Origin of the sequence: Rickettsia endosymbiont of Rhinocyllus conicus (assembly GCF_964026465.1) — a bacterium.
In the GTDB taxonomy this organism is placed as follows: domain Bacteria; phylum Pseudomonadota; class Alphaproteobacteria; order Rickettsiales; family Rickettsiaceae; genus Rickettsia.
In genome coordinates this window covers 850,578-865,845 of sequence record NZ_OZ032155.1, presented here as the reverse complement: position 1 = coordinate 865,845, position 15,268 = coordinate 850,578, and the positions used below count along the sequence as shown (strand labels likewise).

Sequence of the window (15,268 nt, the reverse complement as noted above, 5' to 3'; positions counted from 1 at the left end):
TCTTTTTGAAAGAATAATTAGAATAATGAGTATATAAGATGGAAAGCGGTTCCCATCTTATATACAAATAAATTTATTTTTTGTTTGTAATAAAATGCTCAATTTTCATTTTATTTTGGAGTATATCTCAGTGACTGAATTATGGTTAATAATCGGGGTAATTTGTATAATTGCAGAATTTTTTGCAATTCCAAATATTGGGTTCTTATTTTTTGGATTTGGAGCATTGTCAAACGCTCTTATAATTTATCATTATCCTCTAATTAACTTAACAAATCAAATAACGCTTTTTGGTTTATTATCCCTTATATGGTTTTGTATATTATATTATCCTCTCAAAAAATATGTATATAGCAAAACTACTTCTAATGAAAACTATTCCGATATGATAGGTAAAGAAGCTGAAGTTTATAGCGATGTAATTTCAGAAGAAAACCTTGGGCAAGTAAAATGGTCTGGTGTCATTATGAATGCTTACCTTGTACCAAACGAGAAAGCTAAATCAGGAGATAAAGTATATATTACCAAGGTTAAAGGTAATATATTAATCTGCTCTAAACACAGACCTAAATAGTAATCTAATAAAAAACAATACTTAAGGATTGCCGCATAGATCGAGGATCGTCATTGCGAGGAAATACAAAGTAATTGACGAAACAATCCAGTAAAATGCATAGCATTTTTTATTATTTTTCTCGATGCCGTGGCTTGACCAATAGTACCGGACAGTTATTATTGATAGTGTTAGTAAGCAAAGAAATATTAAATATTCTCTCTTAGCCAATCGAAAACTTTGTTAATCCAGCTGCTATTTTCATCAAGTTTCATATGGGAAAATTCTTTTTGCTGTTTTAGAGCATGAATTTTTAGCATACCTATAACTGCCGAATAAGCAGCTGGATTATAATCTTCAGTAAAGCCATCAATAAGCTCTGGCTTACCTATTCTAGTTTGCTTCTCAAAAACTTTACTTGAAAGCTCCTTTAAACCTCTAAGCTGCGATCCGCCTCCAGTAATAACAGTGCGGTACACTGATATTTGTCCTTTTATTGCCTTATCATATTCAGATTTTACCATTAATAATATCTCTTCTGCTCTTGCTTTTATTACTTCAGCAAGTTTATAAACCGTTACTGCTCCTGCAGGGCTATGGTGAGCATCAACATTAAAATCCTCCATATTAATAATACTGTCTTTATCAAAAGAGGATAAAATTGCGTTACCATATAAAATTTTTAATTTTTCAGCCGTAGCAAGATCAGTACCGAAAACTTTTGCAATATCAGAGCTAATATGAAAACTACCTATATTTACGTGTCCTGTATATATCAATTTACCGGCAAAGAAAATACCAAAAGAAGTGGTTTTATCACCTATATCTATAATTAGTGAACCGAGGTTTTTTTCATCATTTGTAAGACAGCTGATTGCAGAAGCATAAATCGCTAGAGTAATATTGGTAACTTCAATATGGCATTTGGCAAAACACTGCACGATATTTGATAGCATATTTGACTCAGCTGCAATAACATGTAATTCACAACCAAGTTCTTTTCCATACATACCTACAGGGTTTTCAACCCTATTATTATCAAGAATAAACTCAAGAGGAAAGTAATGAATAATTTCTTGATCCTTAAATTTAAACTCCTGTAATGCTTTTTGTAAAAGCTTTTTTATATCTTGCTCGGTTATAGTTGCTGTACTAATTTTAATAGTATAATTTATATAATAAGATTTAGTAGCAGCTCCTGATAGCGATAATATAACTTTCTTGATATTTTTATTACAATCTTTTTCTAACGCATAAATTGCTGAAATAATACTACTTTCAGCATTTTTTAAGTCTGTTATAACCCCTGATTTTATGCCTTTAGAATGATGTAAATTTTGACTTGCTACCTTAATCTCACCTTTTTTACTAATATAGGCAGCAATGGCAGCAATTTTACTACTGCCAAAATCAAGTGCTACAAAATTCGATATTTTCTCTTTCATTTTTTATGTTTGTTGTAATTCCAAAAACGTCATTGCGAGGAGCATAGCGACGAAGCAATCTAGTTAAATGTCCTGAGCTTGCTTTCGCCCTCTGCTATGCATCTCCTCGCAATGACGAATCTAATTAATACTTCTCTATATAATATTTATTCTTGTCCCTCAAATCTAACTGTTTATAGTTTTGATTAAATAGTTTATTTGCTTTATTGAGTGCATCTATATATTTTAAGGCTTCTTCAAAATTCTTTGCCGGTAATTTAATATTTATTCCACCCTTAAGATTTAAATCCCACCTTCTATCCCCACATCTAATAGCAGATGAAGTTTTATTTATTAATGCCGGATATTTTTGTAGCTCATTTACTAGCTTGCTAGCATATATATTTGCCCCCTCTCCTACAACATGTAATAAATGAGGAAAAGGCTCTATGTTCTTACTGATTTCATAACCCTCTTCATCAATTAAGAAGAGTTGGTTATTGATCTGCCAAATGGCAATAGGTTCTCTTTCAAACAGTTTTATATATATCGTGTTTGGTAATCTTCTTGAAACATATACTTCCTTAATCCATCTATTATTCTTTAAATTATTCCTAATTTCATCTAAATTAAGAGCAAAAATAGAACTACCTTTTTTAGCATTTAAAACTTTTAATATTGTAGGTTCATCAACATTTTGTTGTCCCTCAATTATTACATTCTCAAGTTTAAAGCCAAATTCTGTAGTTGTTTGATATATATTTGTTTTTAAATAGCTTTTTAACGAAGCAAAATATTTTGTGAAAGCAAACAAACATATAAAGATAATTAAAACGATTTTAAGTATTAATATTGTTTTCTTATAGATTAATCCTAACTTCCGACGCAATGAAATGTTATTGTTTTTTTTAGCGGTATTTTTTTTATTTGAGCTTGTTTTTTTTCTCATGATTCAAAGCTTGTCGTCTTTAAAATTTCTTCAATTAAATTAACAAAATCTATACCATGATAAGCAGCTATTTCAGGAACTATAGATAAAGGAGTCATACCAGGATGCGTATTTATTTCTAAAGCATATAACTTATTTGTTCTTTCTTCTAAAATAAATTCAGCTCTAGCTACCCCTTTGCAGTTCATTGTTTTAAAAATTTTTTCTGACTCTTTAAGTAGCTTATCATATATATCGGTAGGCAAAGGAGCAGGACATAGATGCTCGGCAAATCCTTCAGTATATTTAGTTTCATAATCATAGAAACGATTTTTTAATAGCTTAATTTCTAAAGCTCCCAAGGCTTTGCCATTTAATATTGCTACTTGTAATTCACGCCCTTTTATATATTTCTCTATTATTACCTCATCACCATAAGGAAAATCATAGTTAGCAAAGTTAAAATCATCTTCCTCAAATATTACCTCAACACCAATACTTGAGCCTTGTGTAAGCGGCTTAATCACGTATGGGCGTTTTATAGGATCAGTTTTAACATTATCACCTTTACTTATGACAATACTTTCTGCCATATTAATATTGTTAGTCAAAAACCAGCTTCTAGAATGTACTTTATCAAAAGCAAGGCTTGATGCTAAAACCCCGCTATGAGTATAAGGAATTCGCATAATATTAAGAAGTCCAGGCAGGCAACCATCTTCACCATATGTGCCATGCAGACAATTAAAAACAATATCAGGCTTTATTTCATGCAGCTTAACAGCAATATCAGCTCCCATATCTATAAAAGTAACTTTATAGCCTGCTTCTATTAAAGCTTTGCCTACCCCTTCAGCTGATATTAGCGACACTTCACGTTCAGCAGACATACCACCCGCTACTAACGCTATATGCTTCTTGCCTCTATCGCTTAATATTTTGATTTCTGAGCTTTCAACCCAATGTGTTTGATATTTATGCATATTTTCATTTTTTGTTACTAGGTAAACGTCATTGCGAGGAGCATAGCGACGAAGCAATCTCGGAACATTCTTATAAGATTGCCACGCCACTTTCAGTGGCTCGCAATGACGAAGTTAGAATTTCCCAACTCTCTTTATCTCCCAATTTAATTTAATCCCACTATCTTCAAATACTTTCTGCTGGACGAAATTACCCAGATCTTCTAAGTCCTTAGCGGTAGCATTTCCATTATTTATCATAAAGTTACAGTGAAGTTCTGAGATAGAAGCATCGCCTATTCTATAGCCTCTAAGTCCTGCTTTGTCAATAAGTTGCCACGATTTAAATCCTTCCGGATTTGCAAAAGTACTGCCGCCAGTACGCTCCTTAATAGGCTGAGTAGATGATCTTGCAGCATTTATTTCATTCATCCGTGCTAATATTTCTTCACTATTGCCTTTGGTAATTTCAAAAACAGCTTTAAGAATAATTAAATCCTTTGGTAAATTATTACCACGATATTTAAAGCCTATTTCTTCATTTGTAAATGTTAGAAAGTTTCCTGCAAAGTCGATTGCTTCAATCCTAACTAAAATATCTTTAAACTCACAACCATAAGCTCCGGCATTCATCGCAACGCCGCCGCCAATAGTGCCAGGAATGCCGACTAAAAACTCAAAGCCGCTAATAGCATTTACCTGACAAAATTTAGCTAAACTAAAATTAAGGCAACTGCTGCCGACTATTAAATGACCATCATCCGTAAAATCGATATTGCTAAAATTTTGACCAAGCTTTATAACGACTCCCTCTATACCGCCATCTCGTATAATAATATTCGAACCAGCACCAAAAGTAGTTATGGGTAATTTTTGTTTATTTTGTACTAAGAAGCTTGCTAAATCTTCGTTATCTATAGGCTTAAAAAATATTTCAGCATTACCGCCTACTTTAAACCATGTTAAATGTTTTAAGTTATAATCTTTCCTATATTCACCTTTTACTATAGGGAGATTCATGACAAATTACCAAATTTTTGTGGTAATTCATTAGCAAAGTTTGAAATATTACCTGCTCCCATCATAATAATCATATCACCAGGGGATGCTTTATTCATTATAACTTCTACAGTGTCATCTAATTTTGCTAAGAAATTCGCTTGATTATGATATTTGAGCTTAATAATGTTATCAATTAAACTTTGCCCGCTAATACCCTCTATAGGGCTTTCACCTACCGCATATACATCTGTAATATAAAGTAAATCCGCATCATTAAAGCAACGCATAAAATCCTCGAATAAATGCTGCATTCTCGAATATCTATGTGGCTGGAAAATAGCAATAACCTTACCATGTTGTTTATTAGCTATATTTTTGGCAGTAGATAATGTTGCCTTAATTTCTTCAGGGTGATGAGCATAGTCGTCAATAACCGAAGCTTGATTATATTCAGCTACTTTAGTAAATCTTCTTTTTACTCCTTTAAAGCTATTAAAGCCGTTTTTAATAGCCTTAATACCGAAATCTAACTCCACCCCTACACTGATTGCGGCTAAACTATTTAAAATATTATGCCTTCCTGGGGTTGGAATAGTAATTTTCTCTATAATTGTAACACCACTTACATTTGGCAAACTAATTTTTACATCAAAGGTAGATGAAGTAATATCTGTACTAATATTAAATGCGATAATATGAGCATCATCGGAATCAATACCATAAGTGATAACTTTCCGCTCGGTAATATTATTTACTAACTCACGTACTATTTTATGGTCAATACAACAAACAGCAAAACCATAAAAAGGTAAATTTGTGATAAAACTCCTAAAGGCATTAATTAGCGTATCAAAATCTTTGTAATAATCTAAATGTTCTGGATCAATATTAGTTATTATTGCAATGGTCGACGGAATACTTATAAAAGTTGCATCTGACTCATCAGCTTCAGCAATTAAATAATTACTTGAACCGAGATAGGCATTTGTGGATCTATTATTAATAATACCACCATTAATGACTGTAGGGTGTAAACCAGCTGCCTCAAATAAGCAAGCAACTAAAGAAGTGGTAGTAGTCTTACCATGTGAACCAGATACCGCTACCGAGCATTTTAACCTCATAAGTTCAGCAAGCATTTCTGCACGTCTGATAATTGGGATTTTACGCTCCAAAGCTTCTTTTACTTCCGGATTATTTCGATTAATTGCCGAAGAAACAACAACATATGAGACATTTGTAATATTTTGTGGTGTATGACCAACAAATATTTTAATGCCATATGCTTCTAAACGTTTGGTATTATAATTTTCTGATAAATCAGAACCTTGCACCTTATAACCAAGATTATGTAATATCTCAGCAATTCCGCTCATTCCAACGCCGCCAATGCCAATAAAATGTATAGTTTCTAAAGTTTGATTAGTTTTTTTTAATTCAAGTAACAGCATTTAAGTTAATTTTTAAAATTGAGTTGTGCATATATGGTTTTAGGGGTTTTGTCAAGTACTATAAAACGTCATTGCGAGAAGATGCATAGCATCGCCGAAGCAATCTCAGAATGTTAATACTAGATTGCCGCGTCGAAACTGCGTTTCTCCTCGCAATGACACTACTCCGCCCTATCAAATTTTGCTTCGGAGTAGTAATTGCCTTGCAAGCCGCCTACTTTTAGATCTATTAAAAACTTAGCTATTTCACCGTTTTCGACAAATTCAGCTACTGTTTCAATATTTAAATCTTCTGAGATTTTAATTAATCTTTCGACAAAATATCTACTTTGTACATCACTTGTAATACTACGGACATATTTGCCATCAATTTTTATAATATCAATAGGCAAGCTTTGAAGTTGTTTAAAGGATGTAAAGCCTGAGCCGAAATCATCTAAAGCAAATTTACAACCAAATTTACGTAACTTATTGATAAATACGTTTATTTTATCATAATTCTCGTTAAAAGAAGTTTCAGTAATTTCGACAATTAAACGATCTCGAACATCATAAGTTTTTAATAAACTTTCTGCTATCTCCCATAAAGCTTCATCAGTCGTACCAATATTTGAAATATTAACAGATAGCATTAAATTAGGATTGTTTACAAGCTCGTGAATACTCATCTCTAAAACGATCTGATCAATTATAAAAATTAATCCTTTATTTTCAGCAATGGGAATTATAGGACCGAAAGAAATATAAACACCATTCTCATCCGGTATTCGAAGTAGACATTCATAATAATGTACTTTCAAAGTCTTGCGATCAATTATAGGCTGATAAGCAAATCGCATAGTTTTTTTAGCTAAAGCTTGTCTAAGCAAATTGAGTTGTAAATTAGACTTTTTTATATTCTCTAAATCATGATCATCAGAGTTATATTCACGATAATAATAATTATTATTCTGTGAAAGTAACATATTTAGTATTTTCTCAATCTCTTCTGCATTAGCACTTACTTTTGGGAACTCACTACTCGCAATACAACAATTTATATAGATTTCCGGTCGCTCCTCATTTATATAAAGCTGGGAAGATAAATATAATTTTCTAGCAAAACTTTTAATTAGATCAGAATCGGTAATATCTAGTACAAATAATATTATGTCTTTTTTTGTTTTTCTAAATTTTAGAGGAATATCAAGCTCCTTGCTTACATTTTCAATAATTTTTTCTAAATCCTGAATTATGAAATTCTTATTTGGTTCTATGAATGCAATTTCATCATAATTCAATAATTTACAAGCAAAACATACTCCCATCCCTATTTTATCCATTTCAGCTTGTAAAACTTTATATTCTGTGATTAATTCTGACATTGCCATTTTGATAATAAAATTATATATTCTAAGAATACTAAGGTATTTTTTCTATAAATAAAATAAAAATATGAGCAGAATAGACAGGATAACTAAAAGCTTAAGTGTCTTAAAACCACATTTTTGCGAAATAATAGACGAAAGTCATAAACATGCTAGTCATTATGATGGAATTCACAGCCATATTAAAATAAAAATTTCGGCAGAAATTTTACAAGGCAAAAGCCTAATTGCCAATCATCGCACTATTAATAACCTACTTGCCGATGAATTCCAAAATGGCTTGCATGCTCTATCACTTGAGGTATTTTAAATGAAAACAAATGATTTATTAAAAGTAGCGACAGGTGCTAGCAGCGTCTTACATAAAGCAATAAATAATATAAAAGATAAAAGTTGCGACGTGATTGAGGATAAAATACTTAAAGGTAATTATGTTACTAGGGAAGAATTTGAAAAATTACAAACCCTAGTAATAAAATTGAAGAAAGAAATAACGGATATGAAAAGATAATTATACTCCTAATAAATGAAAAGTTGGGTAGACGAAGTTTTATTTGAAAAAGAACATGTGGTCTGTAAGCCGAAGAGCGGAACGTATACTTAATGATAGTACCGGACAGTTTTTATTATGTGTCATTCCCGCGGAAGTGCAGTAGTGTCCGGAAAAAAATAAACGTTGTTATTATTAGGTTTTTTCGTCATTGCGAGAAGAATTACAAAGTAATTCGACGAAGCAAGGAAGTAAAAAAATGCTAAAATTAGTTATTTTTTACTATTTTTCTGGATTGCCACGCGGTCTACGACCGCTCGCAATGACGGTTTTAATAATACTCCAATTTTCTCCGGACACTACTGTACGGAAGCAGGAATCCAGCATAAAGCAAGATACCTAAGCTTTTAATTTTAAAAACTTGCTGCTTTTATATTTATTTTTCTGGATTCCCGCCTCTAGCTAAGAATGACATATAAGGTCACCTATACCTGAATAAAATATAACATTTTTTTAAAACTGTCCGGTACTATTCATAGCTAATTTTTGAAGTTCATCGAGTAGACATCTTTTGATCAGTTCTAATATATACAACTACTGACATACCTGGGATTAAATTAGCAACAGGGGCATCAAAATCAATTAAAACAGGTACACGCTGCACTATTTTAGTAAAATTACCGGTAGCGTTGTCAGGTGGGATTAAGGTAAATTTAGAACCGGTAGCAGGGGAAATATTACGAATTTTTCCATAAAATGTTTTTTTAGGAATAGCATCAAATTGGATTTTTACTTTCATGCCTGGCTGAAATTTCTTAATTTGTGTTTCCTTAAAATTAGCCTGAATATACATTGAATTATCTTGTACTATAGAGAATAAAGCTCTACCGGGCGTTATATAATTTCCTACTTCTAAACTACTATTACCAAATACACCAGATACCGCAGCAATAAGCTTAGTGTTCTGCAAGCTCCGTAAGATAATTTTTTTATTTGCTTCTAATTCTTTTAGCTTTTCTTGTTCTGCTGCTTTTTCAAGCCCAAGTAGCTGTAAGTTTTGCTTAGAGATATCTATATCTAGCTGTGCTTGTTTATAATCAGTTTTTGCTTTTTGATAAGCATTTTTAGAATCGTCCAACGCTTTAATACTGGCAAATTTTGCCTTATTTAACTCTTGTACTCTAGTAAAATCAGTTGAAACAATATTAAAACTTGTTGCGGCAAGTTTTAGTTTTTCGCCTGACTGTTCTAATTGGTTCTGCCCTATAGATATTTTTTGATCAATAATCTCTATATTTTTTTCTGAAGCTCCAATAGACGCCTCAAGTGCTGCAAGCTTGGCTTTATAGTCTCTATCATCGATTTCGCCGATTAAATCGCCTTTACTAACTTTTGTATTATTAGTCACTAATAGATTAGTTAAAACCCCATTAATTTCAGCACTAACATCTGAAATATCAGCATCAATATAAGCATTATCTGTTGATTCTGTATTTACCCAAACATAAATTTTATAACCTAAATAAGTTATTACTATAAGGGCTATAATGAGGATATATTTAGCAAATGGGTGATTTCTATATTTTTGAATATTTTGTTTTAATACATCAAGCATAATTAATTGTTATTAAATTTATGTTTTAAGAAATAACAAAACGGGATAGAAAGAATATATATAACTGCAATAAATGGCAGTGCATACCATGGATATATTATAAGATTTATGATAACAACAGCAAATAAAATCATTGCAAGCGATAAATATTCAGGCTTGATACTTAGATTTTTTGTTGAAATTGTAGGAAGTCTGCTAGCAAGGAGAAAAGCTATTATAGCTAAATATATATTAATTGTTATAGTATGAATACGAACATTTATATTTAATAATGTACCGATTTCAAAATCTATCATTACAGGAACTAAGGCAAGTAAAGCACCGCAAGGGGCAGGTACACCTGTAAAGAAATGCTCAGGTTTTTTATCTTGTTTTGGCTGATAAATACCAACATTAAACCTAGCAAGACGTAGAGCCATACATACTATGAATAGTAACATTACTGCTGAAGAAAATACTTTATACTCATATTGCTGGAAAGACCATAAATATATTAAATAAGCAGGTGCTATACCGAAATTAGCAAAATCACATAAAGAATCAAGTTCAGCACCAAAGGGGCTAGTAGCATTTAGCATCCTTGCAATTCTTCCATCAATGCCATCAATAATTGCTGCTACTATAATGCAATATACGGCAATTTCCCATTTACTATCTAATGCAAATTTCACTGAACTCATACCAGTTACTAAGCCAAGCAGAGTTACAAAGTTTGGTATTAATTTTATTATAGGTACAGGTTTAGATATTATAGTTTTACGAATTTTTAACAATGCAGATACTCAAGAAAATATGGTTTATGATATTATAACGTCATTGCGAGCGAGCGGAGCGAGTGCGGCAATCTCATAAAGTAGAATTCCTGAGATTGCCTTCGCCCTAGGCTTTGCCACTCCTCGCAATGACGGTTGCTTCTACTTTCTTTCAAACTGTAATTCAGCTGTCTTTTTGCGTCCAAAATCTGCAATAATAGTTTCGCCACCAATAGCAGTTTGTCCTTTACTTACTAATAAAGCAGTTTTTAGCGGTAGATATACATCAACTCTACTACCGAAACGAATTATACCATATCGCTCGCCTGCTTTAACTTCATTACTTTCCTCTAAATCACAAACTATACGTCTTGCTATTAATCCTGCAATTTGAACAAAAGCAATTTTTTGCCCTTGCTCTGTTTCCATTAATACAGATTGACGTTCGTTATAAACACTTGCTTTATCAAGAGAAGCATTAAAAAACTTTCCAGGGTTATAATGCAATGCTAAAATTTTACCATTTGCCGGAATTCTATTCACATGCACGTTAAAGATATTTAGGAAAATACTAACTCTAATCATTTCGACATCACCAAGCCCTAGCTCTGCCGGTGGTAAGGCTTCTTTGATTTCTTGAATTACCCCGTCCGCAGGGCTTATTACCAAATCATTACCTATCGGTACGAAACGATCGGGATTCCGGAAAAAATAAATACACCAAGCAGTAGCAATAAATCCCATACAACCAAGCTTCTCGTTGAAAGAAGCAAGTAAGAAGCTTACTAATGCAAAACTAGCAATAAATATGTAACCTTCACGGTGAATAATTTTAAATAAGTAGTTATATTGTTTCATTTTAATCTCTATAGTTATTATTTTTTCTGAATTACCACGCTCATTTCATTTGCGTAGCTCAGATGACTTGGTATCCACGCAAGCAATGCTGCCACGGGATGACATTGAGTACCCACAAGCTGATAATTTATGCTTGTTCTGCTTTATTATCTTCATCATCATTATCCTCTCTTTCTGTCTCATCTTCATCGTTACTTGTGGTTTGAGCTTCTTGAGCAGTACCAAGAGCATAAACACACAAATCTTCAAACGATACATTATTTTTTTTCGAAAGATCATATAGCTGTTTTACTGCATCCATAACAGCATCAGGAATAGTACCGCCTCTCTCATCTAATAACCATTTTGATTGGAACTGCAATGGGTGATGTCCATCTTGCGGTGTACCTATATAAATGGTAAATTTAGACTTTTGTCCTCCAAAATCGCAATCAATGTCAAACTTTTTCATAATACACTTACAGATACAATTAACATGCTTAATTATTATATCTTAATGCTAAAAATGCAAATTTAAAATAATGTTTTGCTTAAGATTTTTTTAATTCTCTAGTAATGTAACGATTTGAATATATAAATTTATCACTAGAATCTACAACTATACCACCTGCTTCTTTAATAAAAAGATCAAAAGAATAATATAGCGTAAAATTTAATAATGGTAAATATATTAAGTCAGCCTTACCTGATGCTAAAAGCATCGCTGCATAACAAGAAGAACCAAAAGTTCTACTGTTATTAATCTCTTGAAAATTATTGTTTTTTAAATCTTCAATAATTGTTAGACAATTTTCCAAATTATCATTATCAGAAACCCTTAACCTTAAACCTTTATGATTAGAGCCTAAATCATTTTTTTCTACCCAAGCCCCTCTACCCCTTTCAGCGTAATATACCTCATTAAGAACCGGAAAATATATAACAGTAGAAACAGGCGTTAGAACATCTTGATTTTGCTTCAAACAAGTTATTGATACAGCAAAAAAAGGAAGACTTCTAGCAAAATTATTTGGACTATCTATAGGATTGACTAAAAAAACAGTTTCATAATTATTGTTGGGATCAAATTGATCTTCAGGAAAAAATAAATATTTTGTATGTTTTTGTAATTCTTCACATAATAAAGTTTTTAATCTTAAATAAGATCGCTTACAAAACTCTTCATTTCTAATAGGATTTTTTTGAAGCATTTCAAGCTCTAAAAAATCTCTATGTACAAACTTAACTGCTTTACGCAGTGAATTAATTAACAAATTAGTTATAGGTTGCATTTAGTAATTATAATATTAGTATTTTTATTTATTTTTCTAGATACCGTGGTCAAGCCACGGTATGACAATGTTACTTAGACCTTTCAACATAGGTTAGATCCTCAGTCTTAACAACAATTTTTTCGCCTATCTCTAAATATTGAGGTACTTTTACCTTAACACCATTTGCAAGGGTTGCTGGCTTGTACGAAGCGGTTGCGGTTGCTCCTTTTATTACTGGATCAGTTTCAATAATTTCTAATATAACTGTTGCAGGGAGTTCAATACTTAGAGGTTTTTCATTATAAAATTCGACTTTAACAATCATATTTTCAGTTAAAAAAGGTAATTTTTCATCTAAAATTTCTTTGTTTACACTTATTTGCTCAAAAGTCTGATTATCCATCAATACTATATTATTATCTTCAAAATATAAAAATTGACAGTCTTTTTGTTCAAGTTCAGCTTTTTCTAAATGATCTGAAGAACTAAATCTTTCGTTACGCTTTGTACCAGTTTTTAGATTTTTCATCTCAACTTGCACATAAGCACCGCCTTTTCCAGGCTGAGTATGCTCAGGTTGTTTGCTTACCACCCATAAATCGTTATTATAAACTAATATATTGCCTGTTCTAATTGAATTCGCTGAAATTTTCATATATTATTACACTTAAACTTACTTTAAAAAAATATAAATATACAAATTATTTTCTTTAAAAACAAGAATTTAATCTTATGAGTGCAAACATATTAATAGTAGACGATATAGAAACGAATATTAAATTACTAGAAGCAAAGCTTTTAAATGAGTATTATACTGTTTTTAAAGCGAGCAGCGGCAAAGAAGCATTAAACATTTTAAAAAAAGAAAAAGTAGATATAGTACTTCTTGATGTTATGATGCCTGAGATGGATGGATTTGAAGTATGTAAAAAAATTAAATCTGATCCTGAAACTACCCACATACCGGTAGTAATGGTAACTGCTCTTTCTGATGTTGATGATCGTGTTAAAGGGCTAGAGGCTGGTGCAGATGAGTTTTTGACAAAGCCAATTAATGATAATGCTCTTTTTATAAGAATTAAATCATTATCAAGAATGAAAAGCTTAATTGATGAGTTAAAAATTCGTAATAGTACTAATGCATTACTTGGTGGTATTAATGTTGAAATACATGATGATTTTGCAGATAAGAAAATATTGCTAATTAACGATGATGTAGTACAAGCTAAAAACATAAAACAAATGTTGCTTAAAATTACATCTAACGTAAAAGTAATAAGTAATTCTGAAGAGACAGATACTATAAATGAATATAAACCTGATCTTATAGTAATTAGTAGTACTCTTGAAAATGAAGATCCTTTAAGAGTAGGAGCTATTTTAAGAGGCAAACCGGAAATAAGTGGAGTAATATTAATTTTACAAATTTATGAAGATGAAAACGGAAACGAAAATCAAATGCAATTAGTTATGAAAGGATTTGAGCTTGGCATTAATGATTATTTTGTTTATCCTATTGATGAAAGTGAGCTAGCTGCAAGAATTAAAACCCAGCTAAGACGCAAACAATATCAAGATAATTTACGTAACGATTTAGAACAAAGCGTAAATTTAGCAGCTAAAGACGGATTAACAGGTTTATTTAATCGCCGTTATTTTGATGTACACATTAAGCAAATGGTCGAAAAGGCTAATAAAGAAGGCATGAAATTATATTTGCTTATGTGTGATATCGATAATTTTAAGCATGTAAATGATACTTATGGACATCAAGCAGGAGATAAAGTTTTAATAACCACTTCTCGTATTTTAAAAAATACCTTTAGAGTAACTGATTTAATAGCAAGATTTGGTGGCGAAGAATTTACTATACTTTTAAATGATATAAATATTGACCAAGCAATATATACAGCAGAGCGAGTTAGAGTTAAAATAGAAAGCATGAACTTTCAAATAGACGAGCAAGAAGAACCTTTAAAAAAGACTGTGTCTATAGGAGTTACAGAGTATAAAAAAGGTGAGTCAATTGAAGAATTTATTGAACGCTCGGACAAAGCTATGTATGAAGCTAAAACAACTGGTAAAAATAAAGTTGTAAAACTATAATTATGAATAAAACTTCTAAAAAACATCTAGCATTACCTTATAGACCAGGCGTTGGTATGATGATATTAAACGCCGATAATAAAATATTTGTTGGTAAGCGAATAGATACTAAAATCTCTGCATGGCAAATGCCGCAAGGTGGAATAGTACCTGGCGAAACCCCAAGTATTGCAGCTATGCGTGAAATGTTAGAAGAAATAGGAAGCAGCAAAGGATATATAATTGCTGAAAGTAAATGCTGGTATAGTTACGATGTACCAAGTTTTTTAATTCCTAAATTATGGGACGGTAATTTTCGCGGACAGAAACAACGCTGGTTTTTAATTAGATTCACCGGCACTAATGAAGATATTAATATAAACACTCTTAATCCAGAATTTGACGAATGGCGTTGGGCATCACTTGATGAATTACTATCAATTATTATTCCATTCAAACGTAAGCTTTATCAAGCAGTAGTTAAAGAATTTGAATCATTAATACAATAGACATTGCAAACAATTAAAA

17 protein-coding genes are annotated in these 15,268 nt (G+C 31.7%); 5 read left to right on the top strand and 12 right to left on the bottom strand.

Annotated features, from left to right (window positions below):
• The first annotated feature begins 94 nt into the window (after positions 1–94).
• Entirely contained in the window at positions 95–574 is a 480-nt protein-coding gene (locus AAGD54_RS04585) for an NfeD family protein (protein WP_341789176.1), read from the top strand.
• 188 nt (positions 575–762) lie between these two features.
• On the opposite strand, the gene ftsA is transcribed toward AAGD54_RS04585, so the two are convergent.
• The 6 genes from ftsA to AAGD54_RS04555 all read right to left on the bottom strand — a co-directional run bounded on the left by ftsA (position 763) and on the right by AAGD54_RS04555 (position 7,699).
• On the bottom strand, positions 763–1,998 hold the full coding sequence (gene ftsA / locus AAGD54_RS04580) for a cell division protein FtsA (RefSeq protein ID WP_341789175.1): 1,236 nt from the start codon (positions 1,996–1,998) through the stop codon (positions 763–765).
• 124 nt (positions 1,999–2,122) lie between these two features.
• Entirely contained in the window at positions 2,123–2,926 is an 804-nt protein-coding gene (locus AAGD54_RS04575; protein WP_341795134.1) for a cell division protein FtsQ/DivIB, read from the bottom strand.
• Positions 2,923–3,888 carry a D-alanine--D-alanine ligase gene (locus AAGD54_RS04570; RefSeq protein WP_341795133.1) on the bottom strand — a complete coding sequence of 322 codons (966 nt, stop codon included), beginning with the start codon at positions 3,886–3,888 and terminating at the stop codon, positions 2,923–2,925. The genes AAGD54_RS04575 and AAGD54_RS04570 overlap by 4 nt, the downstream gene beginning before the upstream one ends.
• A 114-nt stretch (positions 3,889–4,002) precedes the next feature.
• On the bottom strand, positions 4,003–4,887 hold the full coding sequence (gene murB, locus AAGD54_RS04565) for a UDP-N-acetylmuramate dehydrogenase (protein WP_341795132.1): 885 nt from the start codon (positions 4,885–4,887) through the stop codon (positions 4,003–4,005).
• Complete coding sequence (murC, locus tag AAGD54_RS04560; protein ID WP_341795131.1) at positions 4,884–6,320, bottom strand: UDP-N-acetylmuramate--L-alanine ligase; 1,437 nt, start codon at positions 6,318–6,320, stop codon at positions 4,884–4,886. Before murC ends, murB begins: the two co-directional genes overlap by 4 nt.
• A gap of 161 nt (positions 6,321–6,481) precedes the next feature.
• Positions 6,482–7,699, bottom strand: coding sequence for an EAL domain-containing protein (locus AAGD54_RS04555; protein ID WP_341795183.1), 1,218 nt, complete (start codon positions 7,697–7,699; stop codon positions 6,482–6,484).
• A gap of 55 nt (positions 7,700–7,754) precedes the next feature.
• On the opposite strand from AAGD54_RS04555, the gene AAGD54_RS04550 reads away from it, so the two are divergent.
• Positions 7,755–7,997 carry a BolA family transcriptional regulator gene (locus tag AAGD54_RS04550; RefSeq protein WP_341789170.1) on the top strand — a complete coding sequence of 81 codons (243 nt, stop codon included), beginning with the start codon at positions 7,755–7,757 and terminating at the stop codon, positions 7,995–7,997.
• Positions 7,998–8,198 carry a hypothetical protein gene (locus tag AAGD54_RS04545; protein ID WP_341789169.1) on the top strand — a complete coding sequence of 67 codons (201 nt, stop codon included), beginning with the start codon at positions 7,998–8,000 and terminating at the stop codon, positions 8,196–8,198.
• A gap of 532 nt (positions 8,199–8,730) precedes the next feature.
• Here AAGD54_RS04545 and AAGD54_RS04540 read toward each other — a convergent pair.
• From AAGD54_RS04540 to efp, 6 genes are all read right to left on the bottom strand, one after another.
• The gene (locus AAGD54_RS04540; RefSeq protein ID WP_341789168.1) at positions 8,731–9,792 is read right to left on the bottom strand and encodes an HlyD family secretion protein; all 1,062 of its coding nucleotides are present in this window, start codon (positions 9,790–9,792) and stop codon (positions 8,731–8,733) included.
• A 2-nt stretch (positions 9,793–9,794) separates the two neighbouring features.
• Positions 9,795–10,565, bottom strand: coding sequence for a CDP-diacylglycerol--serine O-phosphatidyltransferase (gene pssA, locus AAGD54_RS04535; protein ID WP_011477629.1), 771 nt, complete (start codon positions 10,563–10,565; stop codon positions 9,795–9,797).
• A gap of 141 nt (positions 10,566–10,706) precedes the next feature.
• Positions 10,707–11,402, bottom strand: a complete 696-nt coding sequence (locus AAGD54_RS04530; protein WP_341795130.1) for a phosphatidylserine decarboxylase — start codon at positions 11,400–11,402, stop codon at positions 10,707–10,709.
• Positions 11,403–11,529: 127 nt separating this feature from the next.
• Positions 11,530–11,853, bottom strand: a complete 324-nt coding sequence (locus AAGD54_RS04525) for a DUF2610 domain-containing protein (RefSeq protein ID WP_341795129.1) — start codon at positions 11,851–11,853, stop codon at positions 11,530–11,532.
• A 79-nt stretch (positions 11,854–11,932) separates the two neighbouring features.
• Positions 11,933–12,673, bottom strand: coding sequence for an inositol monophosphatase (locus AAGD54_RS04520; protein ID WP_341789166.1), 741 nt, complete (start codon positions 12,671–12,673; stop codon positions 11,933–11,935).
• A 70-nt stretch (positions 12,674–12,743) separates the two neighbouring features.
• A complete protein-coding gene (gene efp, locus AAGD54_RS04515; RefSeq protein WP_341795128.1) occupies positions 12,744–13,310 on the bottom strand; it encodes an elongation factor P in 567 nt (188 codons plus the stop codon).
• Between the two features lie 77 nt (positions 13,311–13,387).
• On the opposite strand from efp, the gene AAGD54_RS04510 reads away from it, so the two are divergent.
• Together AAGD54_RS04510 and AAGD54_RS04505 are read left to right on the top strand one after the other, a co-directional pair.
• Entirely contained in the window at positions 13,388–14,761 is a 1,374-nt protein-coding gene (locus tag AAGD54_RS04510) for a PleD family two-component system response regulator (RefSeq protein ID WP_341795127.1), read from the top strand.
• Between the two features lie 2 nt (positions 14,762–14,763).
• Entirely contained in the window at positions 14,764–15,249 is a 486-nt protein-coding gene (locus AAGD54_RS04505) for an RNA pyrophosphohydrolase (RefSeq protein ID WP_011477635.1), read from the top strand.
• The last annotated feature ends 19 nt before the right edge of the window (positions 15,250–15,268 follow it).

Excerpts from the sequence above, each read along its gene's own strand:
- AAGD54_RS04585 (WP_341789176.1), top strand. The coding sequence starts at position 95 with ATGCTCAATTTTCATTTTATTTTGGAGTATATCTCAGTGACTGAATTA.
- ftsA (WP_341789175.1), bottom strand. The coding sequence starts at position 1,998 with ATGAAAGAGAAAATATCGAATTTTGTAGCACTTGATTTTGGCAGTAGT.
- AAGD54_RS04575 (WP_341795134.1), bottom strand. The coding sequence starts at position 2,926 with ATGAGAAAAAAAACAAGCTCAAATAAAAAAAATACCGCTAAAAAAAAC.
- AAGD54_RS04570 (WP_341795133.1), bottom strand. The coding sequence starts at position 3,888 with ATGCATAAATATCAAACACATTGGGTTGAAAGCTCAGAAATCAAAATA.
- murB (WP_341795132.1), bottom strand. The coding sequence starts at position 4,887 with ATGAATCTCCCTATAGTAAAAGGTGAATATAGGAAAGATTATAACTTA.
- murC (WP_341795131.1), bottom strand. The coding sequence starts at position 6,320 with ATGCTGTTACTTGAATTAAAAAAAACTAATCAAACTTTAGAAACTATA.
- AAGD54_RS04550 (WP_341789170.1), top strand. The coding sequence starts at position 7,755 with ATGAGCAGAATAGACAGGATAACTAAAAGCTTAAGTGTCTTAAAACCA.
- AAGD54_RS04545 (WP_341789169.1), top strand. The coding sequence starts at position 7,998 with ATGAAAACAAATGATTTATTAAAAGTAGCGACAGGTGCTAGCAGCGTC.
- AAGD54_RS04540 (WP_341789168.1), bottom strand. The coding sequence starts at position 9,792 with ATGCTTGATGTATTAAAACAAAATATTCAAAAATATAGAAATCACCCA.
- AAGD54_RS04530 (WP_341795130.1), bottom strand. The coding sequence starts at position 11,402 with ATGAAACAATATAACTACTTATTTAAAATTATTCACCGTGAAGGTTAC.
- AAGD54_RS04525 (WP_341795129.1), bottom strand. The coding sequence starts at position 11,853 with ATGAAAAAGTTTGACATTGATTGCGATTTTGGAGGACAAAAGTCTAAA.
- AAGD54_RS04520 (WP_341789166.1), bottom strand. The coding sequence starts at position 12,673 with ATGCAACCTATAACTAATTTGTTAATTAATTCACTGCGTAAAGCAGTT.
- efp (WP_341795128.1), bottom strand. The coding sequence starts at position 13,310 with ATGAAAATTTCAGCGAATTCAATTAGAACAGGCAATATATTAGTTTAT.
- AAGD54_RS04510 (WP_341795127.1), top strand. The coding sequence starts at position 13,388 with ATGAGTGCAAACATATTAATAGTAGACGATATAGAAACGAATATTAAA.
- AAGD54_RS04505 (WP_011477635.1), top strand. The coding sequence starts at position 14,764 with ATGAATAAAACTTCTAAAAAACATCTAGCATTACCTTATAGACCAGGC.